Origin of the sequence: Gilvimarinus xylanilyticus (assembly GCF_024195295.1) — a bacterium.
GTDB lineage: Bacteria > Pseudomonadota > Gammaproteobacteria > Pseudomonadales > Cellvibrionaceae > Gilvimarinus > Gilvimarinus xylanilyticus.
In genome coordinates this window covers 17,226-41,711 of sequence record NZ_JAMFTH010000007.1, presented here as the reverse complement: position 1 = coordinate 41,711, position 24,486 = coordinate 17,226, and the positions used below count along the sequence as shown (strand labels likewise).

The window sequence follows — 24,486 nt, the reverse complement described above, 5'->3', positions numbered from 1 at the left end:
TGCGTCAGCGCTGCCGCTCGATTACTAAGGTACCGGCGAGCTTGTCATGCCAGCCCTGCTTGCGCCGATCCAGGGCAATCCAGATAAACCCTAAAAACAGCACCAGGGTGGATAGGTAGTAGGCCAGATAGCGCACCACCAGCTGCCAGCTGGAAGGAGGATCCAAGGTGTCGGCATCGACGATAACGGCGTTAACAATCATTTTGCCCGGCGTGGCGGATTTGATCAGCCAGAACAACAGCGTAAAGGCGGCGGGGAGCCCGTAGTTGAGCCAAAAATTCTCGCTGCCCGCGATCAGCGCCGAAAACCAGTCGCCGCTGCGGTTGTGAAGTTGCAATGTAAGGGCGATCAAAACCGGCAAAATGACCAGTGAATCCAATAAAAAGGCGATAAATCTTCGCCAAAATCCGACATAAACAGGCGGTTGCATAGGCTTTCCTCTTTTTTATCAGGCGATAAATTAACACACCCAGAGTGTCTGCAGGGTGTCTGTAAGGTGGCCAGAATACCCGTTATTCGCTGAGGGTTTCGGCGCGATAGTGGCCCGGGCCCTTGTCGCCCAGCTGTGTGGCGAGCCAGGGCAGGGCGTCCTGCATGTCTTCCATGAGTGTGTAGGGAGCGTTGATTGTTACCATGCCGCTGGCGCTCATACCCGAGTGCTCGGCATCGGCTCTAACGCCCAGCTCGTAAATTTGAATTCGGCCGATACCGCTGTCGCGCAGCTGTTGCTCTAAGCGGTTAATACGGGCGCGCTCAACCACGGGGTACCAGAGCAAATAGCATCCGGATGCCAAGCGCCGATGAGCCTGGCACAGAGCATCGCTTACTTTTTGGTAATCGCTTTTGATTTCGTAAGAGGGGTCCATAAGCACCAGGGCGCGCCTCGTGGGTGGAGGCAGAAGTTGCTTTAGTCCGTTAAAACCATCCCCTTGAATCACTCGGGTTCGCTTGGCGGTGGCGACGTTGTCGCACAATAATTGAAAATCACGGCCGTGCAGTTCGTGTAGCCAGAGTTCGTCCTGAGGGCGCAGCAGCCGGGTAGTCAGTAATGGCGAACCCGGGTAAAAGCACAGATTAGTTTGATTGAACGCTCTGACCGTCTCCACATAGCTTTGCAGCGGTGCCGGTAGATCGTCGCGATTGTAAATTTTTCCAATCCCTGCGCAGAATTCGCGATTTTCATGCCGTTTGGCGGTCAGAGAATAAAGCCCGGCACCACTGTGGGTGTCGATGATGCGCAGCCCGGTTTCTTTACGTTGCAAATAGCGCAGGCAGTATAGCCACACGCAGTGTTTAAGCACATCGGCGTGGTTACCGGCGTGGAAGCTGTGGCGATAACTAAGCATGGAATGTCTCGAACAGGGGAGTCGGCGCGATTATATAGCGTTTTGTTGGCTCGCCGTTATAGGTGGTTAGGTTTTTGCGATGTTACTATTCGTGTTCTTGCTGTCTTCGTGTCGAATAACTATGTCACAGGGTGTTGTGCGCCTTTTACTGATCCCCTTTTTTGCTCTTGCTGCCGGTGTCAACGCTGCCCCTTCGCTGGAGTTGCGCGGCGGTTCCGATGCCCTGCGCGATAATATCCAGGCGTATCTGGATGTGGGCAGCCAATCGTGTCGCCTGGCCCGCTGGCATGTGCGCGCCCTGGGGCAAGAGCTGGACCGCAAAATGGAAGAGGCGGCCCGCGCGCTGGGGTATTACCACTTACAGAGCGAAAAAAACTTTACCCGCACCGAAGACTGCTGGCGTCTGCAGGTGGATTTAACCCCCGGCCCCCAGGTCGCTTACGAGCAGGTGACCGTGCTGCTGGAGGGCGAGGGCGCCAATAATCGTGACCTGGGGCGCGCCCGGGGTAACGGGATCTTGCGCGAGGGCGACACGCTGAATCACGGTCGCTATGAAAGTTATAAAAGCCGCCTGTTGCAAGCTGCCGACGCTCAGGGTTATTTCGATGCCCGCTACCGGGTGGCCGAGGTACTGGTTTCGCAAGAGCGCAACACCGCGCGGGTCAATCTAATTCTGGATACCGGGGCGCGCTATCGCATCGGCGACATTCGCATTGAGCACGATATTCTCAGCGATGATTTAATTGATCGCTACGTCACCTTAGAGACGGGGCAGGTGTATGAATCTGAGGATTTGGTCAAACTTAAAAGCGAGTTGCAATCGAGCAACTACTTTGGCTCGGTTAGCGTTGAACCCCAGCTTAACGCCTTAAATGAAGATCAGGTGCCGGTTAATATCGAGCTTTTGGGTGGCCCCAAGCACAGCTACTCAGTGGGTGCGGGCTACGCGTCGGACATCGGGCCGCGAATTTTGCTGGGTTACGAAAATCGCTACCTTAACAGTCGCGGTCACAGCCTGGATGCCACCGTCAACGCATCCGAGGTGATTACTACTTACCAAGTGGGTTATTCCATCCCTATGGCGCGCCCCGCCTACGAGGTATTGCGCCTTTATACTGGCTATACCCAGGAAGATATTAATGACTCGGTTAGCAATCGCCTGGCCACCGGTATGAATTATTCCAGCTGGGAGAGCAGCGAATGGTTGAATAACTTTGGTTTAAGTTACGAGGAAGAAGAGTTTCGCTTTGGCGATGCCCCGGCCACCACTTCCGAGTTGGTGATCCCCATGTACAGCACCTCCTACACCAGCTCGCGAGATGTGAAATACCCCCGGCGTGGCTGGAATCTATTGGTGCGGCTTAAAGGCGCCAGTGATGCGGTGGTGTCCAGTACCGATTTCGCGCAAATTTATTCGCGGGTCAAAATGATTTTGCCTTTGGGCGAGGGACGCTTGTTGCTGCGCGCCGAGGGCGGGGTGACCGAGGTAGATGACTTTAGCAAGCTGCCCATTTCCCAGCGCTTTTTTGCCGGTGGTGATGCCAGTGTGCGCGGCTACGATTATAAAACCCTGGGCCCTAAAAACGCCGACGGTATTGTGATTGGCGGTTCGCGGCTGTTGACCGCCAGTGTCGAGTACGATCAAAAAGTTTACGGCGATTTTTCCCTGGCGGCGTTTTACGATGAGGGCACCTCCTTCAATAAAGGCTACCTGGACCCCTACCGTGGTGTCGGGGTGGGGGTGCGCTGGATTTCGCCGGTAGGGCCGGTGCGCGCCGACATCGCCAAAGCTTTGGATGGTGACGAGGGCTGGCGCCTGCATTTAAGTGTGGGGCCCGATCTGTGATTAAAAGACTCTTACTGCGCGGACTACTGTTTGTAGTAGTGCTGGTTATGTCGCTGTTGTGCGCCCTGACCTTGCTGGTGGCCACCGAGCCGGGCACCCGCTGGTTACTCACCAAAGTGCGCGAGGCCACAGGCGCTGAGTTCACCCACCAAAGCGGCGCTCTGCTGCGCGGGGTGGTGTTGCAGGATGTGCGCTATCAAAACGCTGGCACCCAGGTCGCCCTGGCAAACGCCGAGCTGCGCTGGCACCCGGCGGGGGTGTTGTGGGGTGTATTATTGGTCGATCAGCTGGAGGTAAGCGGGTTGCGCGTTAGCGTGGCTCCCTCGGACGAGACTGATCAGGCCGGCGAGCAGCCCTTTAGTTGGCCGGATTTGGGGGTCCCCTTTGCTCTGGTGGCGTCCGATGTCAGCGTGCAGGATTTTAGTTTGCAGTTGGGGGGCGATACCTATGCCCTGGATGGTTTGCAGGCTGAGCTTAGTTACGGGCCGCGCTCACTGACTCTGGATGGCTTAACCCTGACTAGCGCCGGGCAGCGCTTGCATCTGCAGGGTACGGCCAGTTTGACCTACCCCTACGCCCTTGAGCTTGAGGCCGATGCCCAGCTGCAAACAGGCCCCGAGTCTGTTCCCGCGAGCGATATAACCCGGTTTATTCCCGAGATGTTATACCGCAACCAGCTACAGGCCGAACTTGTCGCCAGCGGCAATATTACCGAGCTTGATTTTGATCTGCGCACCGCCCAGCCCGCCCAGATAAACGCTACCGGCCACTGGGTGACCGGCGTAGAAGAGTCGGCTCACTTGCAGGCCCAGCTGCGCGCACCTCGCCAAACACTCAGCCAGTTCTGGCTGGATTATGCCGCTGTACAGGGAATGCAGATGGGCGGCGAGCTGAACGTGGAAGGCTGGTTGGATAGCTACCGGGCAGATTTTAGCGGTGAGTACCAGTGGGACGATTACCCCGAGGTAACCTTGCAGTTAGTGGGCGAGGGGGACTTGCAGCAGCTGAAACTGCCTGAGGTCGACCTGCATACCGCCGAGGGCAGCCTGAATGGCGAGGCGGCCCTGAACTGGAGCGAGGGCTTTGTTTGGTCGGCGGATGCGGTGGCCAAGGCGATCAATCCGGGCGCCCTTGTGCCCGACTGGCCGGGTGCTATTGATGCCGAATTCTCCACCGCCGGACGGGTGCAGGGCGATAATCTCGAACTTGAGGCCGATGTTGACAGCTTAAACGGCTCCTTGCGCGGTTTGGCGGTGCAGGGCTCGGGCGGTGCCCAGTGGGATAAAGAGCGTTTGCAGCTCGACGCCCTGCAGGTGTCGCTGGGCGGGAACCTGGTCCAGGCCAATGGTCATATTGGCGAGACTCTGGCGCTGGATTGGGAGATTAAAGCGCCGTTGCTTGAGCAGATAGATCCGGCGGTGGGGGGGCAACTGGATGCCTCGGGCCGGGTGTATGGCGACCTCGCCCAACCCAAAGTGGAAGGGGGGCTCACCGCGGTTGAGCTCCACTGGCAGGACTACTGGATTGAGAGTTTGGCGGTGGACTCTGAAGTTGAAAGTGTGAAAGGGCAGCGCTTGCGTTTAAACGCCGAGGCCTCGGGATTGAATCTGGCCGGTACCGAGTTTTCCTCGGCCAACCTGGTGTTTGCCGGAACCCCAGAGGCGCACCAGCTGAGCGCCGAGCTCAAGCAGGACGACATGACCGGCCTGGCGGCCTCTTTGGGTGGCGCCTGGGATGGCGAAACCTGGAGTGGCCAATTGCAGCAGTTGGAGATTCGCTCGGCTTATATGCGCACCTTGCGCCTGCAGCAGCCAGCGCTTATTAGCGCCGCGGCCAGTCAGGCCAGTGTCGAGCAGCTGTGCCTGTATGCCCGCAGTCGTCAGGACACGGACGAGGTGCACTCCGCTGCCTGCGCTTCGGGTAGTTGGCAGCAAAATCAGGGCGCGCGCGGGCAATTGGCGCTCGAGCGTTTGCCCTTGTCGCTGTTGCGGCGCTGGTTAAAAGACGAAGTCGATGTCAATGGCTTTTTGCATGGCACCGGCCAGTTTAGCTGGGAGGCCCAGGGTGTCCCCCAGTTAAATGCGGACTTTCGCGCTACCGGGGCCGAGCTGATTTACCACGTTAACGACGAAGAAAGTGACAGCTACCCCATCGACGACTTCTCCTTGCTGGTGCAGCAAGCGGGCAGTGAGATGGATGCCACGGCGGATTTGACCTTTCCCGGTTACGGCCAGATACAGGCCCAGTTGCAAGCGCAAATGGATACCCAAAGCCTGCAGGGCGAGTTGACCGCGGCTATGGACAGCCTGTCGCCCTTCGAGGCGCTATTACCCGCGGTACGCAATATCGACGGACGCCTGGATGCCCGCGCGGATATCTCGGGCAGTTTCGGTCAGCCGCAGCTCAAGGTGGATGCCGAGCTTTCCCAGGTGGGCTTTGAAATGCCGTCTTTCGGGGTGAGTTACCACGACTTCAATGCCCGGGTGCAGGGCGATCAGCAGACACTGAATGTGGAGGTGCGCACTCAGGCCGGTGACGGGCAGCTATCCTTGACGGCCGAGGCGCAGGATTTCCTGACGCAGGCCTGGCAGGTAACTGCCGAGCTCAAGGGCGAGGCCGCCCATGTTATGAACAGCCAGCTGCTGGATTTATACCTGACCCCCGATATTATCCTTGAGGCCAGCCCCGAGCAGGTGCGGGTTCAGGGCAGCGCGCGGGTGCCCAAGGCGCATGCGGTGATTAGCACGCTGCCCACCTCGGCCACCAAGGTGTCGGACGATGTCGTGGTGGTGGATGCCGAAACGGATGATGCCGGTGGCAACGCCATTCCCATTTATATGGATGTGGACATCGCCCTGGGGGATGAGGTCAGCTTTAACGCGGCGGGCTTTAAGGCGCGCTTGGGGGGTGAGCTCAGCATCGACAAATCGCCCGAACGGGCGCTCTATGCGTTGGGGAATATCAATATTATCAACGGTCGCTTTCAGGCCTATGGTCAAGACCTGACCATCGAAAAAGGCACCTTGTCGTTCCAGGGCCCCATGGATAATCCGGGCCTGAACGTGACCGCCACCCGCGAGGTGGACGATATTCAGGTGGGGTTGATTATCGGCGGCACGCTGCAAAGCCCCACCAGCGAAATCTACTCGCGCCCTCAGCAGACCGAAAGCGATGCCATGAGTATGCTCTTTACCGGTAAGCCCATTAGTGGCGCCTCGTCGGGCGAGGCCTCAATGCTGGTTAACGCCGTGGCCAAACTGGGCATCAAGCGCGGGCAGTTTTTGGCGGACGATATTGCCGGGCGCTTTGGCTTGGACGAGCTGACGATTAAATCCGACGACGATGTAAAAGACAGCAGCCTTTGGCTGGGTAAGTACCTAACCGAAGACTTGTATGTGCACTACGCCATCGGCTTATTTGACAGCATTTCTACCGTGGGGCTGACCTACTTCATCAGCGATAACCTTCGCCTCGAGGCCGAATCGGGCCAGGTGCAGAGTGCCGATTTGATTTTCCGTATGGAGCGATAGTTATCGTTTTGCCTTAAGTTGGTGCGCCTGCACCATTTGTTTTTGTATTTGACCCGCCGGGGTGCATGGTTTTTGCCGATTGCTGGGGCGGAAAATCCCCGATGTGGCACTGTATTGGTGCATTGTGACGCCGGGTTTTACTCGATGCCTTTTTCGGTTTTTATATTATCTTTTAAAATCAGAGGCTTACAGTTTTTATTTTGCTTGGCACGAGGTTTGCCATTAGAGGTTTGACTCTCTCAATCTCTATTAAGGAAAACTTATGGCCTATATCGAACCCTCCGAGTTTGTCACCAAAATGGTGGACTCGGGCGAGCAAAAAGTTTACATGTCCACTAAGGACACCCTCATTCGCGCCTTTATGGCGGGCGCTATTTTGGGTTTGGCGGCTATGTTTGCGATTACCGTTATCGTAAAAACCGGCAGCCCGATCCTCGGCTCTATTCTGTTCCCCGTGGGCTTTATCATGCTGTACCTGATGAAGTTTGACCTGCTGACCGGGGTGTTTACCCTGGTGCCACTGGCACTGCTGGACAAACGCCCGGGGGTGACTGTCGGTCAGGTGATGCGCAATTGGGGCCTGGTATTTTGCGGCAACTTTGCCGGCGCGTTAACCGTTGCCTTTTTTATGTCGTTTATTCTGACTTATGGCTACAACGTGGATGGCGGCGCCCTGGCGGCCAAAGTGGGCGAGATTGGCGAATCCCGTACCGTGGGTTATCAGGCCCATGGTCTGGACGGTTGGTTAACCATTTTTATCCGCGGCATGCTGTGTAACTGGATGGTTTCCATGGGTGTCGTCGGGGCAATGATTTCCACCTCGGCCACCGGCAAAATGGCGGCTATGTGGATGCCGGTCATGCTCTTCTTCTTTATGGGTTTTGAGCACTCCATTGTGAATATGTTTTTGTTCCCCTTCTCAATGATTATGGGGGGTGACTTTACCGTGTCCGACTACCTGCTTTGGAACGAGTTGCCCACGGCTTTGGGTAACCTGGTGGGTGGTTTCCTACTGGTGGGCTTGCCCTTGTATTACACTCATGTGCGCACCAGTCCCGAGCGCAGCATCAGTCGCTAATACGGGCGCAGTATTATAGAGCTAGGCTCCGTCCGTTCGCGGGCGGAGCTTTTGTGTCTTAAGTCTCGCAATGTTTGCGCGTGAAAAGAACGGACCCGCAATGACCGACACCCTAAAAGTCCGCCTGGGACAATGCACCGATAAAGGCCGTAAAAAGATTAATCAGGACGCGGTGGCGGCCTGTATTCCCACCGAGCCTTTGCTCAGCGGGAAGGGTGTGGCTTTGGCGCTGGCCGACGGTATCAGTAGCAGCAATGTCAGCCAAATCGCCAGCGAAACCGCGGTAACCAGTTTTCTCGATGACTACTACTGCACCTCGGATGCCTGGTCAGTCAAAAACGCTGCACGCAAGGTTTTGCAGGCAACTAATAGCTGGCTCTACTCCCAAACCCGCAACAGTCCCTACCGCTTTGAGCGCGACAAAGGTTATATCTGTACCTTTTGCGCATTGATTATTAAATCCAATACCGCGCATCTTTTTCACTCGGGCGACAGCCGCATTTATCGTGTGTCGGGCTCGGCCCTCGAACCCCTAACCGAAGATCACCGCCGTCGGGTGGATGCCGAAACCAGTTATTTAACTCGCGCGCTGGGGGTGAAACACGCGCTTGAGGTGGACTATCAGACGTTAAATCTACAGGTGGGCGATCGCTTCTTGCTCGCTACCGATGGGGTTTATGAATTTATCACCGATGCACAAATACAGCAGGTGTGGTACGACCATGGCGAAGATTTAAATCGCGCCGCAAAGGTATTAATAGAAACGGCGCTGGCTAATGGCAGCGACGATAACCTGAGCGTGCAGCTCTTGGAAATAGAGCAGTTACCCCCACGCGGCGTGCACGAAGTGCAGCAACAATTGCACAGCTTGCCTCTGCCGCCCAGGTTGCAACCGCGCATGGAGTTCGACGGCTATAACATCGTGCGCGAGATTTATATTTCCAGCCGCAGCCATGTGTTTTTGGCTGAAGACCGGCAAAGCGGAAAAAAGGTCGTCATTAAAACACCTTCGGTGGAAAAGCGCGGTCAGCCAGAATATTTAGAGCACTTTTTAATGGAGGACTGGATCGCCAGGCGCATCGACAATGTGCATGTGCTAAAAGCGGCCGAGCAGTCTCGTCCCCGGCGCTATTTGTACCTGACCACTGAGTACATCGAGGGGCAAACTCTGGTGCAGTGGATGCGCGATAATCCCCAGCCCAGGCTTGAAGTGGTGCGCGATATCGTCGAGCAAATTGCGCGGGGGCTGCAGGCGTTCCACCGCCAGGAAATGATTCATCAGGATTTGCGCCCCAATAACGTTATGATTGATGCTGGGGGCACGGTTAAAATTATCGACTTTGGCGCCACCCGGGTGGCTGGGGTGGCTGAAGCTCTGCCGGCAGATATTGCTATACCCGGCACCGCGCAATTTTCCGCTCCCGAATATTTTAGTGGCGAAGATGCCGGTGCTTATTCGGACATATTTTCTTTAGGGGTGATTGTCTATCAGATGCTGAGTGGCGATTTACCCTATGGCACCTCGATGGCCAAGGCCAGCAGCGGACGAGCGCGGCAGAATTTGCAGTATCAATCCATTGCTCATAAACGCAAGGACATTCCCCCTTGGGTAGATGCCGCTATCGCTAAGGCTGTGCAGATTAAACCCGCGAAGCGTTATCGCGAGTTGAGCGAGTTTATGATGGACTTGCGCCAGCCCAACCGGCAGTTTCTGAACCAAACCAAGCCTCCGCTGATAGAGCGCAACCCGGTTAAATTTTGGCAGGGAGTGTCGTTCGTACTGTTTGTTATACTGCTTTGGAGTTTGGTGAAAGACTTATAAAAAAAGCCGACATCAAGTCGGCTTTTTCTCATGGGTTTTGCAGGTCATGCTTGCAGGTTAAGGGGTTAATACCACCTTAACCGAATCATCCACTTCGCTCGAATCAATATAACCAATGGCGCCCGGCGTACTGGCAACCGCTGACTTTACTGCCCCAGTAGAGCTGAGGGTACGAGGAGGCTGGCCCTTGCCGGTAAACACTTGCTTGGACCAAAAGGCGTTGAGCTGCGCCTGTGACCGGCCGGTGACCTTGGTGTGGAATTCCTCACGCAGCGCCTGACCTGATTCCAGGTCAATCGGGTCAGCAGCCTGACCGTTGGGGAGTGATTTACTGCGGCCAATAAATAAATCCCGCACCTGGTTGGCGTCCATCGCGTCTGGGCCCGAGGGGTTGGTGATAACCACCACATCGGCGCAGGTAAAAGGCGCGAGAAAAGATAAAGCTAACAACAATTTACGCATCGTCTTTTCTCCTGTTAAAACGCTGAATCAATTTTGATGGAGTAGACATCAATATCGTCGTAGGCAATAGTGGGCCCCATATTGCCGGGTAAATCACCGCCGGTATCACCAAAGTCGGTGGCGCGGGTCACATCAAATTTAACCGCTACATTGCTGGTGGCATCCCAGCGCACGCCGACACTGTAGGTGGTGCGCTCAGAGTTTTGCACATCGGACAGCGCCACCGCAGCAACATTGCCGTACAGAGGACTACCCGGTGTGCTAATCGCGGTGTAGATAAATTCGCGTGTATAAGGGCGCTCGTCATCATCGGTAGATTCTTGCATGGAGTAGGTCGCGTAGGGCGCAAAACTACCCAGGGTGTAAGCCAGTGTGATGTAGCCCGAGTCGGTATCCGCTGTGGGGCCTTCAATCTCCAGACGTGTCCACTCGGATATAACCTGCAGGCTGCCGTTGTTATAGCTAGCGCCCAAGCCGTAAAAGTCGGTTTTTAGATCGTCGCCGCCAATGGTGATTTCAGAGGTGGCGAGGTTGCCGCGCAGCGTCCAGATAAAGTCGGTCCAGGTGGCAGAACCGCCGAATAAGTCGTTTACCTCAAGGCGAACCGTTTGCCCCAGGTTGGTAATGTCTTCTTCCGACTCACCCATAAAAGCCTGGAAGGTAAGTGTCGACATGTCAAAGTTAATGTCGTACAGACCGTCGATGCCGGTATAGCTGGTAACTGGCACATTGCCGTAAACTTCCTCGGGCGGGCGAATCCAGGGTTGGGCATAGCCCACTTCCAGCGAGTCGGAATACATAAATAATGGCAACCGCATTTTGCCGGCTCGCATTTTAAACGCCGGGGTAAATCGGTGGCTGATATACGCCCACTCAATGCTCGGGTCCCAATCTTCGTTGCCGCGTCCCACCAGCTGCATGGTAACTTCGGTTTTGTCAGTCAGAGTGAAAGCACCCTGTAACCCAAACAAGCTCTCAGGATTAAAGCTGCCTTCTTCGTTGTAGCCGGCGTAGCCACCATCGTTACTTGCCATGCCATAGCCAACACTTAGAAAGCCGTTAAAGCGTAGACGGTTGTCATCTGGTTTATTAACTTGTGTTTGTAGGCTTTGGACTTGTTGCTCCAGCTGGGCAATACGCTCGTCACTGGTTTGTGCGCTAGTGCCGTAGCTGAAAAACAGGGCACACAGCGCCAAAGGCAGCGCCTTTTTTGTGTGGTGAATGGTTTGCATTGAATACTCTCCCTCGAAGTGTGACTTACACTTTGAACTGTGATGCGACCTTCCCCAGGCGCCGGGAAATGTCGTCAATGTCCTGACAAATCTCGTTCATAGCGCTGGTACTGCTGGTCACTGTTTCGGTGTTTTGGTGAATGTTGGTGACATGCTCCAGAACTTGATTAAAGGTGTGGCTTTGTTCCTGGGTGGCGCCGGCGATCTGCTCGTTAAACGTGCTGATTTCTTTGACACTGGCGAGAATGCTTTGCAGAGATTGCTCCGATTCGCGGGTGGCCTCGACCCCGGTGTTGGCCCGCTCAACGCTAGCTTCCATGGCGCTTACCGCGCTTTGCGAAACCTGTTGCAGCTCGCTGATAACCGTGTGAATCTCTTCCGTCGCCTGACGGGTGCGCACCGCCAGCTCGCGCACTTCGTCCGCTACCACAGCGAAGCCCCGACCGTGCTCGCCCGCCCGCGCCGCTTCAATCGCTGCATTTAAAGCCAGCAGGTTGGTTTGCTCAGCGACATTTTGAATGGTGTTAAGCAGTTGGCCCACGTCACTGCTGAAGCCATCGAATTTATTGACTACCTCGGCCGAGCTTTTTACATCTCCTGCCAATTCGGTAATGGTTTGCACATTAGTGTTCAGGGTAATTTGGCTCTGTGCCGCTGTCTGATTAATTTCTCCCGCCTGAGTGGAGGCGCTGCGGGCGAAATTAGCCACTTCGTCCACGCTGGTCATTAGCTCTTCAATGGCGTTGCGGGTGGCTGAAATGGCTTGCGCCTGAGCGCTAATTTCAGACACGTTATTATCGCTGGTAGCGGTCAGGCGGGTGGATACTGCGCTCAAGGATCCCACATCTTGCAGAACTTCAGCAAAAGAGCTGTGGAGTTTTTCTACAAAAGTGTTGAAGTTATTGACCAGTTCGCGGATTTCGTCGTGCCCCCGGTATTCAATGCGCGAGCTCAGATCGCCTTCGCCTGTAGCCATTTCGCGCAGCGAATCGGAAACCTGCTGTAAATTGCGGGTAATGGAGCGCCCAATAATAAGGCTCAGCACAAGCAGCGCAATAACGGCAGCCAGGGCAATGCCGAGTGATATGCGATTGGCCTGGGCCGAGCTGTCGACAGTCGTGCTTATGGAATTGGTAAAGGCCCGTTCGTTCGCCTGCTTCATTTGTTCCAGCATGCCTCTCAGCTGCTCTAATCTCTCGGCATTGATGCGGGCGGTATCCGCTACCTTAGAAAAATCTACGGTGCCGTCTATAAAACTGCGGGCGATCTCAATGGCGGTGTTGTACCAGCGTGTTAGCAGGGCTTTCGCCTCGGTGGCCTGGTCGTCGGAATTCAATTGAGCCAGCTGATCGAGATTGCGGGTAATGAGCTGGAACTGCTTTTCCGCCTCGGACAGAGGTTCGGTATCGCCAGTGGTTACCGCCGAGTTAATGTATTGCTCCATTAACAATAGGTTGCCGAGGTTAGCGGTGGTGAGCTCCAGACCGGGGTACAGGCGAGTTTGTACATCCCGCAGGCGTGAGGCATTGTCTTTTTCTACCAACAGGGCATAGCCCTGACTGACGACAAAGGCAATGAGGGCGATGGCGACAATCAATAAAAGCTTATGAGATATCTTTAATTTCAACACGGGCGGTCCTTGACGGTTGCGATAGCGCTTAGTTATCGGCTGAAGCTGTACACAATAAAGTCCGGGGTGAGGAATCATGTGTCTTTATTGTGTATAGCACCGCCCCGTCAGGCGCGCAAATTAATGTCTGGTGGCGCAAAAGTCAACATTTTTATTGTGATTAGGTCAGGCAATTGAATTGATAGAATTGTTTGCTTAGACACCTTTAGTGAGAATGACTATTATTAACTCAAGGTTGATTATTCATTCAAACACTTAACCGGAGGCGGTCATGATTAAGACAATAACCTTTGCACTGTTGCACTTCACCGTCGCGTTCACGGTGACCTACTTATTAACTGGCGATATAGTCATTGGTAGCGCTGTAGCGTTGATAGAACCCGCGATAAACACCGTGGCTTTTTACTTCCACGAGATGGGCTGGAACCGCTGGGGCGAGCACAAAGAGTCGATGACGGAGGTGTTTGCCCAGCGAGTAGCCTAGGGCCTGTTCACGCTAATTAAGTGCGCCTGCTGGAAGCCAGTTTTGTTTCCAGCTAGGCGCCGTGAGCGAAGTTTGGTTACTCCAAATAAGCGATCGGCAACAACGCTGGGGACAAAACTGGCTCCAGCCCTCGGCAATTGCTCCTGCATTGCTCTAATACCTTACGTCCATGTAAGTATTCGGGTTGCGGCTAAAAATCCGCCACCCTGCGTTGCTCGTCGTTCATTTGGAGTAACCAAACCACTCGTCCAGCCACTCCAGGTCTTCGCGGCGCCTTCGGCCCTCGCGCCTTGATTGACGAATTTTTAGTCACAACAGTCTGCATTTAATTAGCGTGAACAGGCCCTAACCCGCTGCGCGGCGCCCACAAGCGCCGGGTGCAAGTTTAGTCGGCGCTGTTATGCTCGCTTGAGTCGTCGCTACCGTGCTTGCGATGCAGAATACGGCCGAAAAACACCCCGGCCTCAAACAGCAGCCACATGGGTAGCGCCAGCAGGGTTTGCGAGACCACATCGGGTGGGGTTAGCAACATGCCGATAATAAAACAGCCCACAATCACATAGGGGCGTTTTTTGGCCAGCCCTTCGGGGGTTACCACCCCGGCCAAAATCAGCAGAACCGCAGCAATGGGGATTTCGAAGGCCACCCCAAAGGCGAAAAACAGCTTGAGGACAAAATCCAGATAGCGGCTGATGTCGGTCATGATAGCGACATTGGCCGGTCCCACCGACGTGAAAAAACCAAACACCAGGGGAAACACCACAAAGTAGGCGAAGGCCATACCCGCGTAAAACAGCAGCACCGATGAGCCCAGAATGGGCACTGCCAGGCGTTTTTCGTGCTTGTATAAACCCGGCGCAATAAAGGCCCAGGCCTGATACAAAATAAAGGGCACACTGATCACGAACGCCAGAAACAGAGTGAGCTTAAACGGGGTTAAAAACGGCGAGGCCACTTCGGTGGCGATCATCTGGCTGTTTTCGGGTAAGTACACCTGCAAAGGCTTGGAGGCGAAATCGTAGATTTCTGCCGAGAAGGGCAGCAGGCAGGCGCAGACAATGCCGGTGACTAAAATCGCGCGCAGCAAACGATTGCGCAGCTCGATTAAATGCTGCACTAATGGCAGTTCTTGATCCTGGGAGTCGCTCATGATTTGTCGGAATCGTGTGGGCGCGCGGGCTCGTTGCGTTGTTCCGGCGCGCTGCTAGCACCCGTTTGTTCGCCGTGGGCGTGCATGGGCTCTTCGGGCGGTGGGCCATAGTGGCCGTGCATGCGCTTGGTACGCTCGGGGTCTACCGCCTCTTCAATATCTCGGCGGGTGGCCTCGAGGTTGCGCATAATTTCTTCGTTGTGCAGTTGGCGACGAATATCGTCGGCGCCAATTTGCTTTTCGATTTCACTGCGGGTTTCACGCAGGCTGCGCTTGAGTCGGCCAATCCAAAGACTGACGCTGCGCACGGTTTCGGGCAGGCGCTCGGGGCCGATAATCACCAGTGACACAATGGCGATGACCAGCAGCTCAAAAAAGCCGATATCAAACACGTTTAGGTCTTAGTGGCTTTTGGTTTTGTCGTCGCTTTTGGCGGTGTCGGCGCTTTCGGACTCGGGGGCGTCGGCGTCGATCTGCTTGGGGTCTTGATCTTTATCGTCGTCGCTGACGGATTTTTTAAAGCCTTTAATGGCTTCACCCAAGTCCGAGCCCATGCCGCGCAGGCGTTTGGTACCAAACAGCATAATGACAATGGCGAGTACGATTAACAGTTGCCAGATACTGATGCCGGCCATAGTGATTTCCTCAAATTAGCAATGGTGCCAGCGCGCTCAATTAAGACTGGCGCGCGGCTTTTTCGTCGTGCCCGGATACGCCGAAGCGGCGGGCCAGTTCGTTTAATACGCTGTCGGCGGACTCATCCAGGTGCGACAGCATCACCAGCGAGTGAAACCACAAATCGGCGGTCTCGGCAATAAGCTCGCTTTTGTCGCCGCTTACCTGGGCGTCTTTGGCCGCCAGAATGGTTTCTGTGGCTTCCTCGCCGATTTTTTCTAAGATCTTATTCAGACCTTTTTGGTGCAAACTGGCCACGTAAGACTTTTCGCCGTCGGCGGCGCTTTTGCGCGATTCGAGTATACGGGTCAGCTCGGCCAGAATATCTTGCTTGTCGCTCATTAGTAAATCTCGCTGGGGTCTTTTAATACCGCGTCTACCGTGTGCCAGCCGCCGTCTTTGTAGCTGCGATAAAAACAGCTTTCGCGCCCGGTGTGACAGGCAATGCCGCCCAGTTGTTCCACCTGCAGCACAATCACATCGGCGTCGCAGTCCAGGCGCATTTCGTGCAAATTTTGCACATGTCCCGACGACTCGCCCTTGCGCCACAGTTTACCGCGCGAGCGCGACCAGTAAATGGCGCGGCCCTCGGCAGCGGTCAGTGCCAGGGCTTCGCGGTTCATCCAGGCCATCATTAAAATGCGGCCGGTTTGGTGGTCTTGGGCGATGGCCGGTACCAGGCCGTCGGCGTCCCATTTTACTGCGTCGAGCCAGTCGCTCTCGCCCGCTTGTGTCATGTCAGACTCCGTTTTGCTTTGGCGATGTTATCACGTAAATGCTGCGGGTTAATGGTGCCGATAATGGCACTGCTAACACCTGGGTGCGCAAAGGCAAAATCCAGGCAGTGTTGCACCGGGTCGGCATCATCGCTGTTTAGGTGGCCGCTGGCCAGTGCTTTTTTAAGTAGCACGCCCTTATTGAGGCGCAGGCACTCGTCAATAACCGCCTTTTCGCCTGTGTGGCCCGGGTTGTAGGTGACCATCACGCAGTCTGATTCGCGTGCCGCCAAAATACCGCCCGCCACGGTTTTGCTGGACATGCCAAAGGCGCGAATCGTACCCGCCTGTTTAAGGGCGGCCAGGGCCTCGAAGGCGCCGGAGTTTTCGATAATGTCTACATCATTGCCGTCCGAGTGCACCAGCACCAGATCCAGCCAGTCGCGGTTTAAGCGTTTGAGTGAGCGCTTTACGCTCAGGCGGGTGTGCTCGGCGCTAAAATCAAAGTGACTTTCGCCATTAATAAACTCTTCACCGGTTTTACTGCCAATGACCCAGTCGTGGGCACTTTTGCCCAGCAGTTGGCCCAGACGCGCTTCGCTGATGCCGTAGGCCGGGGCGGTGTCGAAGAAATTAATGCCGCACTCGAGTGCGGTGCCCAGCAGCGTCTGGGCTTCGGCGTCGCTGGGCAGTTCGAAGGCGCTGGGGTATTTGACCCCCTGATTGCGCCCCAGTTTGACTGTGCCCAGACCAAGCGCACTGACGGTTAGTCCGGTTTGACCCAGCGGGCGCTGGCTAAAGGTGTTCATTGTTGCTCCCAGGGTAGGGCCGCCACATCGGGCGTGTTAAGGCGTTGGGCCAGCTGCGCGAGGCCCGCGTTGGTATTCATGGGGCCATCCAGTTGGGCCAGCACCTGCTGCGCCATATTGGGCGTCAGGGTGAGTTTGGTGGGCCAGGCGACAATCACATTGTCTAGGCCGTTGGCGGGTTCGGCAAAGGCCTGATCGGGCCGCACCAATCCCGGCTGTTTGGGCTCGGCGCGCTCGATAAACAAAGTGCTGAATTGGGCATCGCTGAAATCCAACCAGGGGAAGAGTTGTTTCAGCTCGTTTCGGCCGCGGGCAATCAGTTCGTCATCGCTTAGATTTGCCCCCTCCTCGGCCAGGCTGCCGCCCAAATACCAGACCAGGCTGCCGTCGTGTGACGGATGGCTGGAAATGGTTAAACGCGGGGTTTTGTCGGCGCCCAGGCAGTGGCCGTAAAAGGCATAGGGGTGGCGGTGGCGCACCACCAGCTGTTTGAGCGGTCGCAGCTGTTGCTCGGGCTGGCTGATATCTAAGCTGTTAAGTAATGCCTGGTTGCCGCGCCCGGCGGTAAATACAAACTGGCGGGCGCGAACAACGGTGCCGTCATCCAACACCAGTTCGGCCCGGGTGCCGTTTTTGCGCCACTGGTGAGAGGCGGGCAGGGCGAAGATCTGTTCGGCGTTATTGCGCTTGAGATTGGCCAACAGTGAGGGCACATCCAACACCATATCCACTAGCTTGTATAAACTGCCTTTAAACGCGGGGTTTTGAAACAGCGGCGGGCGCTGGTTGGCAGCTACTTTTTCCACTCGGCCGCGCAGCGCCCGGCTGGCGAAAAAGCCGGTAAGCTTGCCCAGGGTAGAGGTGGACCACATATAAAAGTGATCCGACAGCACCCGGGTCTCGCGCAGATCGACATCGCCCTCGCCGTTTAAACAGGCGCGCCAGTGCTTGGGCATATCGGCAATCGCCTCTGAGGCGCCGGATAGAGTCCCGGCCAGGGTGTATTTAACTCCGCCGTGAATCATGCCTTGGGACGCCAGAGTCTGCTCGCTGCCGAGCGGCGCCTGGGTGAGCAGTGCGGCCTGGTAACCGGTAGTTCTCAGCCGATCTAGCAACCATAAACCGGCTACACCGCCACCGATAACGGCAATATCTATATCGATGGGAGTGTCGGGCGCGGTGGTTGGCATGGCTCTTTTGGGGTAAATCTCTTAATTGGGGTGTGTTCTGCGGAGGCTAGTATATCTTCTCTTAATGTTTTTTGCCGGATAAGTACCGCTGACAGGGTTCAGCAAGTTGGTTACCATGGCGTCGCCTAAAAATATCGTAGGGAAAACAAGGTATGCAGGGAAAGTCCAAAGCGGCCGCTATTATCATCGTCAGCTGCGTCGTGAGCACCTTGGGGTTGTATCTTTGGGCGGGTAGCCAGCGCGCGGGGTTACAAGGCTATGGTTTTATGCGCGTAAACGAAGGCGAGCTGGTGGTCAACTTTGACCGCTCGTGGGTGTGGTTAAGCCAAACCGGTCGCGAGCGTCGGACCCTGGATTTAGAATCAGAGAATTTGCGCCCGGTGGGAGACTTTGATTTTTTCGCCAACGGCGATTTGCTGATCTATCATCGCCAGGCGGCTTTGAGTGTTGGGCAAAACCTGAAGGCGTTTTTGCGGTTGCGGCAGGCGCCAGCTCACAGCTCGGCGGGCCATGACGGACAGCGAGCCGACGGCTTTTATCGCTGCCGCCTCTCGGTACTGCGCTGCGACTTGTTGCCTAATGCGAATATCCTACCCGCGCGCAGTTTCCGGTTGGTCATTGACTCGGCGACAGACGTTATTTACTTGGCTGATACATCCGACCACAGCGTGTATAAGCTCAGCGGCGATGGCGAGGTGCTAGCCTCGCGCCGCGAGGGCTTTAAATTTCCCAATCAGTTATTGTTGCGCGACGGCGCCTTATGGCTTGCCGATACCAACCACCACCGGGTAGTGGTACTGGACACTCATGCAGAGGGTTTTGCCCGCGAGCGAAGTCATCGCAAAGTCACCCTGGATCATAAGTATCGCTGGCCTTTGCAATTGGCCACAGCGCCGCAGGGGTTGTGGGTTTTGGTGGGCGACAGCTCGGTGGCCAATGCCAGGCTGGCGTTTATCGATCGCGACAATGACGTCACCCAACCGCTGGCCCCTGAGGTATTGCGCTCCGCCGGATTAAACGACCCTTTGGCTATTAAGTACTGGCTGGGCGCATTGTGGATTAATGATTTTACCCAGCCTAAGCTGCGTCGGGTTAACCCGACCACTGGCGATGTGCAGACCATAGACTCGCCCCGTTTGCAGTCGCTGGAGCAGGCCTACACTCGCAAGGCGAATCACTACCGGCATTTAGAAGCTCTGGCCATTGGGTTATTTGTGCTGGTGATAGTGGGCGGCGTTATTGCCGCCTGGGTGCTGGAGAAAGAACAAACTCGCCAGGTGATTCGCTCGGCCGGCCGAGGAACAGCCTTTAGCGTCGATGGTGAAATGACCCCCACAGGTACCCGGGATATTCTCTGGCTGAGTTCAGCGCTTAAGCCTTGGCACCACTGGCTGGCTAAAATTATTTGGCTGATGTGGGCGCTGATTTTGCTGGTTTTACTGGGGTTGTATTTTTCAGTGGAAGAGGCCTCTGCGAGTATTTTGCAGCTGGGGGCGGGCATGGCAATTTTTTTAGGCATAGTCTGTGGGGCGGTCCAGCGCTTGTTTGGTTTTTTATCCGCCTCTCGGCTGGGGGTAATCGGCGAGTCGTTGGTTTTAGTGGATGGCCGCGGTCAGCGCACAATTGCCAGTGGCGCTGAATTGGCCTACAGCCCGCATTTTATATTCGCCGATCATGTGGCAGTGGTGCTGGGCAATCCGCAAATGCGTTTTTTTACCGAGATCGAGTTAAAAAAGTGGGTCTATCCGCGCCTGCGGCAAGCGCAAAAGTTGTCGGCCTGGCAGCCGACTCAATATTTGTGGCGTTTGCGCCACCCGCAAATTGTCTATTCTGCTGTGTTGCTGGCCGCCGTGTTGGGGCTGTATGTGTTTATTGAGTACTTTTTGGCTTGACAGGCTGTTAAGCCACGAGAAATGTCTGGTTGCTTATTGAACAAGTCGGCGCATCTGCGTAATATCAAATGCCTGTCCGTTGGGCAGTCCAAACACAACACAAAAGTGAGTTAACCATGGGTAGCTTTATCCCCACAATGTATTGCCAGATCACAGCGGTTATCCGCTGGGTTATGTGTATGCGTACGGTTAATTAGCGGTGCTTGGAACTTATCTGAAAATAACAGGGGCCGCGACGAATTCGCGGCCTGGTTAGACCTTTCGTTAAAATTCTACTTTTGCCCGCGATAGTCCGGCCCTGACACAAGGAGTGTTGGGGATGTTAGCGATTATTAAAAAAATAAAACGGGCGCTTAAGAGGCGCAAAAGGCGGCGGGAGCTGGCGGAGCTGCCCGAGCGGTTGCAACACGATACCGGGGTGCGTGTCACCCGTATTCGTCTGCCCTCGGGCGCAGAAATTGTGTGTGTCGATAGGGACGAGACGGATGAGTCGTTATAATGGCGTGCAAACTGAATCATAAGGAACAGCCCATGAAATATGTATCGGCCCGTCTGCTGGTTGTGGTGTTCGCCTTTTGCGGCGCCTGGGGTGCGAGCGCGCAAACGCTGATCACCCCCGATCAAACCCAGCACTTTAGCTATCAGGGGCGTATTGATTTTAGCGATCCGGCCGCGCCCGTGCTCAGCTGGCCCGCCACTCGCATCGATATGCGCTTTGAAGGCACTGAGATTGCGGTGCTACTGGACGATAACACCGGTAATAACTTTTACAGTGCCTACATCGACCGCGATTGGAGTCACCCCATTTTGCTGGACTTGTTGCCCGGCAAGCATCGCTATGGCGTGGCCGATAACCTGCCCGCGGGTGAGCATCAGTTAACCCTGGTTAAGCGTACCGAGGGCGAAGAGGGGCTGACCCGCTTTGGGGGGGTAGATTTAGGCGAGGGGGCTAAAGCCTTGCCGGCACCAGAGCTACCAGAGCGACGCATGGAAATTTACGGCGACTCAATCACCAGCGGTATGGGGGTGATGGCCCCGCTAACAGCGGGTGATGGCGACCTGGCGGACAAAAATGCCTTTATGTCCTATGGCGCTATAACGGCCCGCGCGCTGGGGGCCGACTACCGCGCGATTTCCCAAAGTGGTATCGGGGTGATGATCAGCTGGTTTGATTTTATTATGCCCGATTTTTACGACCAGCTAACCGCCGATGGCGATAACGACAGCCAGTGGGATTTCAGTCAGTGGGCGCCTCAGGTGGTGGTCGTCAACTTAATGCAAAACGACAGTTGGCTGGTCGAAGACCGGCTCGACCCCGTGCCCACCGAGGCCGAGCGCATTGCCGCCTATGTGGATTTTCTGCAGTCTATTCACAGCCGCTACCCGAATGCGCTGATGGTGGCCGCACTGGGCAGTATGGATGCCACCAAAGAGGGCTCGCCCTGGCCGGAATATATCGAAAAGGCCGTGCAGCAAATGCGCGAGCAGTATCCCGACGGCCGGTTTGAAACCGTGTTTTTCCCATTTACCGGTTATGGCCAGCACCCTCGGGTGGTGCACAATCGGGCCAATGCCGAGCTTCTGACGGCGCTAATCAAAGAGAAAATGGACTGGTAAAGAAGCGTTAAGGGCACCTCTATTAATCCAGAATTGTCTCTGCGCGAGTCCAAAACGTTCACTCCGCACGGCGCTCTTCGCCGCTAATGGCCGTAGCCCTTAGCAAGAAGAGCAACACAGCGGATGGGCGTTTTGGCCGCGCCCTTCGGGGCTTTCAGGGCTTCCCGATTTCTGTGTTGGCTTTACTCGGCGGGCAACCAGCCCGACGTCGCAAAGCCGCCTGATCTCGGAAAGCCCTGAAAGCCAGAGGCAACTCTGGATTAATAGAGGTGCCCTTAGCCTATTGAAATATGAGCTTGGAGCCTTTATATATAAGTCATAGGCCGTAAAAGGCTCCATAGTTTTAGGCAACGACATGACAGCAAGCGCAACCACTCAAGCAACAACGCCGCGCCGGTTCTCCGGCTGGTGGTGCTTGCCTGTTTTACTGCTGCTGTTCACCCTGGGCGGACAGTCCCAGGGCGCCGGCGCCTCGGTGGTGGCCGACGCCCTGGCGCTCGATCTGCTGCAGGTCGATATCGGCCACACCCCCGAAACCCTCGACGAGCCAGATCACGAGCTTGCCTTCGGTGGCGAACCAGTTCCACAAGATAACTACCTATCACTGAGCGTTGGCCTGTACGGCGGCGACTTCAGTGCCTCTCCCAGCCTTGCCTTTAGCGCTCGTGCGCCTCCTGCTAAACACATTTTCAGCGTTTAACCCTTACCTAAATTGTGTTTAGAAATCGTAGCCTGTGGGCTGCGAGTGGAGAAGTTTATGAAACCCGTACCTAGCATTCCTGTTTGTCGTTTAAATCACAAACTGTTGTTATCCAATATAGAAACCCCGCAACTGACCCTGAGCAGTCCAGCGGACAAGGTGTTTATCGATTTTGATACTCACCAACCCATGGTGATCGATCAGGATGTGAGCGTTGAAGATGCTGGCTATTTAATGCGCATTACCCACTCTAAAGTTAAATTGGTGGTGGGGCGCAAAAATGAGTTGCTGGGCATTATCAGCGTGCGCGATATCGAAAGCGTTAAAGTGCTCGCCACCGCTTCGGCCATGGGCGTGGCCCGCGCCGACCTGACGGTTAAAGACATCATGACCCCCACCGTGCGCCTGCAGGGTATTACCCGCAAGACCATGGAGCGCTCGCGTATCTCGGACTTGGTGGAAGTGCTGGAATTTGAAGGCGCCAGCTACCTGTTGGTGCTGGACGATAGCGAGCAAATCTGCGGCCTGATCAGCGCCGATGAAATCTCCCACCGTCTGGACCGCTATCTGGATATCGAGCCCGTAGCGCACAGCTTTAACGATGTGTTTAGTGCCCTTAAAGTGAGCAATCATTAGTGAGCTTGGCCCGCGCAAGCGGGCTTTTTTTATTTGACCGCTTCGCGGCGTAGGTGAGTCACTTTTCTCTTGTTGGGGTGGTACGCGCCAGACTTGTACGTTTCTGTCTGCTGCAATTCGTATCCGTTAGCCGTCTTTGTTGGATGTAATCGCTAGGTCCGCGGTAGCCCCAATGGCGTAAGAACGGCTTGGGCTAGATAAACTGACTATTACCGTGAGTGTGGCTAAAGCCATGCCTATTTAGAGACGAACGGATTATTCGTCAAACATAACCTCAAAACCGCCGTACACGAGCCGTTTACCGTCAAAGGGCATGGGGTTGCTCTCACTGCTCATGCGCTCGTCTTCCATCACCTTTTGCATACCGGCGTTGCGCGCGTCTTTTGACGGCCATTCAATCAAGCCAAACACCACAGTTTCGTCCGGCTTACATTTAACCGCCATAGGAAAAGATGTGATTTCTCCCTCGGGTATGTCTTCACCCCAGCATTCGGTAACTTTGATCGCGCCATGCTCTTTGAAGCACTTGGCGGCGATTTTTGCATGCTCTAGATATTTTGCTTTATGCGCCGTGGGTACGGCGGCTACAAATCCATCGATATAGCTCATTTCAATCTCCTGTTATGCCTGTTATATCAAAAATGCAGCCTGCACAGCTTGTGCGCCGCAAACCCTCGGTCGCCTGATAAAGGACGACTGTTACAGCATAGTCGGTTGCCACAAACGTGAATCGACAGCTGTGTGCAAGAAAATGAGAAATAAAGTCGGAGGGGCGAGTTAGTGCTCGTTATCCTTTGAGCAACAGCATAGCCATTAACACTAGAATGACTGCGGCAACGAGCGCAAAGTAGCGCCCCAGATTGGCGCCTGCCCGAAGCCTGCGCTGGTGTTGCTGTAAATACTGATGTAACTCGCGGTCTGAGAGCTGGGCACAGTGAATGCACTGTTCGGCGTCGGCAGGGGATTGCAGGCTACAGCGCGAGCAAGTCTTTACTTCGGTTGGAGGTGGTACCGGGATGTATCGCATAACAAGTCCCTGTTATTTCTATTTTGTTGCCGGAGTGTCGCGTTTTGCGTGCGCTAAGTCAAAAAAAAGTGCCATCTTGGGGCCTGCCGAACGAGCTTTGGCAAGGAGTTCAACCCATAATACAGAGAGTAAACTCGAGCAGCACGCGAATTTGATAATCCTACCCCGATATTAAGGCTGCAAAGATAACAAACCGCGCTTGCGGCGTCAGCTGCCATTTTGCACTTCGCGCTGTCGCATGGGCATGGCGTCAATTTGTTGAAACAGAGACTTTAACAAAAGTTCGCTTTCGTCGTCTTTGACGCCGCCATCCTTGCCAATCAGCAGTACCTGGGGTGTAGAGCGGTGGTATTTTTCAGTCATTACAGCGGCAAAGTCGTCGCCGAGCTTACCTGAATAGTTCGATTGCGTGGCGCCACCAGAGAAAACAAACCAGACGATATCGCGCTCTTGCACGGCCGCACTCTCACGTCTTAATGCCTTTACCAGGGCTTGCGGTTTGTCTGTCCAGGCCAGAATAATCCGATTCTCCCATTGCAGAGGCGCCAGGTCGTTGAGCGGCGCCGCGTAACCTGTCGTCGCGAGCGGGAGTAGGCTGAGCAGCCATAGTCGCCAGGGTTTCATAGCATCTACCGTGAATCAGT

The 24,486-nt window shown here is 55.2% G+C and carries 24 protein-coding genes; 10 read left to right on the top strand and 14 right to left on the bottom strand.

Annotated elements, in window-relative coordinates:
- Positions 1 to 4 precede the first annotated feature (4 nt).
- Both M6D89_RS15960 and M6D89_RS15955 read right to left on the bottom strand, forming a co-directional pair.
- On the bottom strand, positions 5 to 430 hold the full coding sequence (locus tag M6D89_RS15960; protein ID WP_253969098.1) for an RDD family protein: 426 nt from the start codon (positions 428 to 430) through the stop codon (positions 5 to 7).
- An 82-nt stretch (positions 431 to 512) separates the two neighbouring features.
- Positions 513 to 1,346, bottom strand: coding sequence for a 23S rRNA (adenine(2030)-N(6))-methyltransferase RlmJ (locus M6D89_RS15955; protein ID WP_253969097.1), 834 nt, complete (start codon positions 1,344 to 1,346; stop codon positions 513 to 515).
- 121 nt (positions 1,347 to 1,467) lie between these two features.
- Between M6D89_RS15955 and M6D89_RS15950 the strand changes: the two genes are divergently transcribed.
- The 4 genes from M6D89_RS15950 (at position 1,468) to M6D89_RS15935 (ending at position 9,622) form a co-directional block, all read left to right on the top strand.
- Positions 1,468 to 3,192 carry an autotransporter assembly complex protein TamA gene (locus M6D89_RS15950; RefSeq protein ID WP_253969096.1) on the top strand — a complete coding sequence of 575 codons (1,725 nt, stop codon included), beginning with the start codon at positions 1,468 to 1,470 and terminating at the stop codon, positions 3,190 to 3,192.
- Complete coding sequence (locus tag M6D89_RS17420) at positions 3,189 to 6,722, top strand: translocation/assembly module TamB domain-containing protein (RefSeq protein WP_253969095.1); 3,534 nt, start codon at positions 3,189 to 3,191, stop codon at positions 6,720 to 6,722. Before M6D89_RS15950 ends, M6D89_RS17420 begins: the two co-directional genes overlap by 4 nt.
- 262 nt (positions 6,723 to 6,984) lie before the next feature.
- Positions 6,985 to 7,800: a formate/nitrite transporter family protein gene (locus tag M6D89_RS15940; protein WP_253969094.1), complete on the top strand. Its 816-nt coding sequence runs from the start codon at positions 6,985 to 6,987 to the stop codon at positions 7,798 to 7,800.
- Between the two features lie 100 nt (positions 7,801 to 7,900).
- Positions 7,901 to 9,622, top strand: coding sequence for a bifunctional protein-serine/threonine kinase/phosphatase (locus M6D89_RS15935; RefSeq protein ID WP_253969093.1), 1,722 nt, complete (start codon positions 7,901 to 7,903; stop codon positions 9,620 to 9,622).
- 57 nt (positions 9,623 to 9,679) lie between these two features.
- Here M6D89_RS15935 and M6D89_RS15930 read toward each other — a convergent pair whose 3' ends face one another.
- The 3 genes from M6D89_RS15930 to M6D89_RS15920 are packed head-to-tail and all read right to left on the bottom strand — an operon-like array spanning position 9,680 to position 12,946.
- A complete protein-coding gene (locus M6D89_RS15930) occupies positions 9,680 to 10,084 on the bottom strand; it encodes a type 2 periplasmic-binding domain-containing protein (protein WP_253969092.1) in 405 nt (134 codons plus the stop codon).
- Between the two features lie 14 nt (positions 10,085 to 10,098).
- On the bottom strand, positions 10,099 to 11,316 hold the full coding sequence (locus M6D89_RS15925) for a porin (RefSeq protein WP_253969091.1): 1,218 nt from the start codon (positions 11,314 to 11,316) through the stop codon (positions 10,099 to 10,101).
- A gap of 25 nt (positions 11,317 to 11,341) precedes the next feature.
- On the bottom strand, positions 11,342 to 12,946 hold the full coding sequence (locus tag M6D89_RS15920) for a methyl-accepting chemotaxis protein (RefSeq protein WP_253969090.1): 1,605 nt from the start codon (positions 12,944 to 12,946) through the stop codon (positions 11,342 to 11,344).
- 271 nt (positions 12,947 to 13,217) lie between these two features.
- Between M6D89_RS15920 and M6D89_RS15915 the strand changes: the two genes are divergently transcribed.
- Entirely contained in the window at positions 13,218 to 13,430 is a 213-nt protein-coding gene (locus tag M6D89_RS15915) for a DUF2061 domain-containing protein (RefSeq protein WP_253969089.1), read from the top strand.
- Between the two features lie 385 nt (positions 13,431 to 13,815).
- Here the strand turns inward: M6D89_RS15915 and tatC are convergent, their stop codons facing one another.
- The 7 genes from tatC to M6D89_RS15880 are packed head-to-tail and all read right to left on the bottom strand — an operon-like array spanning position 13,816 to position 17,970.
- Complete coding sequence (gene tatC / locus M6D89_RS15910; protein ID WP_253969088.1) at positions 13,816 to 14,580, bottom strand: twin-arginine translocase subunit TatC; 765 nt, start codon at positions 14,578 to 14,580, stop codon at positions 13,816 to 13,818.
- The gene (gene tatB / locus M6D89_RS15905; protein ID WP_253969087.1) at positions 14,577 to 14,972 is read right to left on the bottom strand and encodes a Sec-independent protein translocase protein TatB; all 396 of its coding nucleotides are present in this window, start codon (positions 14,970 to 14,972) and stop codon (positions 14,577 to 14,579) included. Before tatB ends, tatC begins: the two co-directional genes overlap by 4 nt.
- 9 nt (positions 14,973 to 14,981) lie before the next feature.
- Positions 14,982 to 15,221, bottom strand: a complete 240-nt coding sequence (gene tatA, locus M6D89_RS15900) for a twin-arginine translocase TatA/TatE family subunit (protein WP_418930364.1) — start codon at positions 15,219 to 15,221, stop codon at positions 14,982 to 14,984.
- 34 nt (positions 15,222 to 15,255) lie between these two features.
- Positions 15,256 to 15,597 carry a phosphoribosyl-ATP diphosphatase gene (locus M6D89_RS15895; RefSeq protein ID WP_253969085.1) on the bottom strand — a complete coding sequence of 114 codons (342 nt, stop codon included), beginning with the start codon at positions 15,595 to 15,597 and terminating at the stop codon, positions 15,256 to 15,258.
- Positions 15,597 to 15,992, bottom strand: coding sequence for a phosphoribosyl-AMP cyclohydrolase (gene hisI / locus M6D89_RS15890; protein WP_253969084.1), 396 nt, complete (start codon positions 15,990 to 15,992; stop codon positions 15,597 to 15,599). Before hisI ends, M6D89_RS15895 begins: the two co-directional genes overlap by 1 nt.
- Positions 15,989 to 16,780, bottom strand: a complete 792-nt coding sequence (locus M6D89_RS15885; RefSeq protein WP_253969083.1) for an aldo/keto reductase — start codon at positions 16,778 to 16,780, stop codon at positions 15,989 to 15,991. The genes hisI and M6D89_RS15885 overlap by 4 nt, the downstream gene beginning before the upstream one ends.
- The gene (locus tag M6D89_RS15880; RefSeq protein ID WP_253969082.1) at positions 16,777 to 17,970 is read right to left on the bottom strand and encodes an NAD(P)/FAD-dependent oxidoreductase; all 1,194 of its coding nucleotides are present in this window, start codon (positions 17,968 to 17,970) and stop codon (positions 16,777 to 16,779) included. The genes M6D89_RS15885 and M6D89_RS15880 overlap by 4 nt, the downstream gene beginning before the upstream one ends.
- Before the next feature lie 152 nt (positions 17,971 to 18,122).
- On the opposite strand from M6D89_RS15880, the gene M6D89_RS15875 reads away from it, so the two are divergent.
- The 5 genes from M6D89_RS15875 to M6D89_RS15855 all read left to right on the top strand — a co-directional run bounded on the left by M6D89_RS15875 (position 18,123) and on the right by M6D89_RS15855 (position 22,815).
- A complete protein-coding gene (locus M6D89_RS15875) occupies positions 18,123 to 19,862 on the top strand; it encodes an NHL repeat-containing protein (RefSeq protein WP_253969081.1) in 1,740 nt (579 codons plus the stop codon).
- Between the two features lie 319 nt (positions 19,863 to 20,181).
- The gene (locus M6D89_RS15870; protein WP_253969080.1) at positions 20,182 to 20,361 is read left to right on the top strand and encodes a hypothetical protein; all 180 of its coding nucleotides are present in this window, start codon (positions 20,182 to 20,184) and stop codon (positions 20,359 to 20,361) included.
- Between the two features lie 32 nt (positions 20,362 to 20,393).
- Positions 20,394 to 21,479: a GDSL-type esterase/lipase family protein gene (locus tag M6D89_RS15865; RefSeq protein ID WP_253969079.1), complete on the top strand. Its 1,086-nt coding sequence runs from the start codon at positions 20,394 to 20,396 to the stop codon at positions 21,477 to 21,479.
- A gap of 355 nt (positions 21,480 to 21,834) precedes the next feature.
- On the top strand, positions 21,835 to 22,179 hold the full coding sequence (locus M6D89_RS15860; RefSeq protein WP_253969078.1) for a hypothetical protein: 345 nt from the start codon (positions 21,835 to 21,837) through the stop codon (positions 22,177 to 22,179).
- Positions 22,180 to 22,236: 57 nt separating this feature from the next.
- Positions 22,237 to 22,815 (top strand): CBS domain-containing protein, encoded by a 579-nt coding sequence (locus M6D89_RS15855; RefSeq protein WP_253969077.1) that lies wholly within the window; start codon positions 22,237 to 22,239, stop codon positions 22,813 to 22,815.
- Positions 22,816 to 23,070: 255 nt separating this feature from the next.
- On the opposite strand, the gene M6D89_RS15850 is transcribed toward M6D89_RS15855, so the two are convergent.
- Positions 23,071 to 23,424, bottom strand: a complete 354-nt coding sequence (locus tag M6D89_RS15850; RefSeq protein ID WP_253969076.1) for a DUF1428 domain-containing protein — start codon at positions 23,422 to 23,424, stop codon at positions 23,071 to 23,073.
- A 625-nt stretch (positions 23,425 to 24,049) separates the two neighbouring features.
- Positions 24,050 to 24,466, bottom strand: a complete 417-nt coding sequence (locus M6D89_RS15845; protein ID WP_253969075.1) for a DUF4174 domain-containing protein — start codon at positions 24,464 to 24,466, stop codon at positions 24,050 to 24,052.
- Between the last annotated feature and the right edge of the window lie 20 nt (positions 24,467 to 24,486).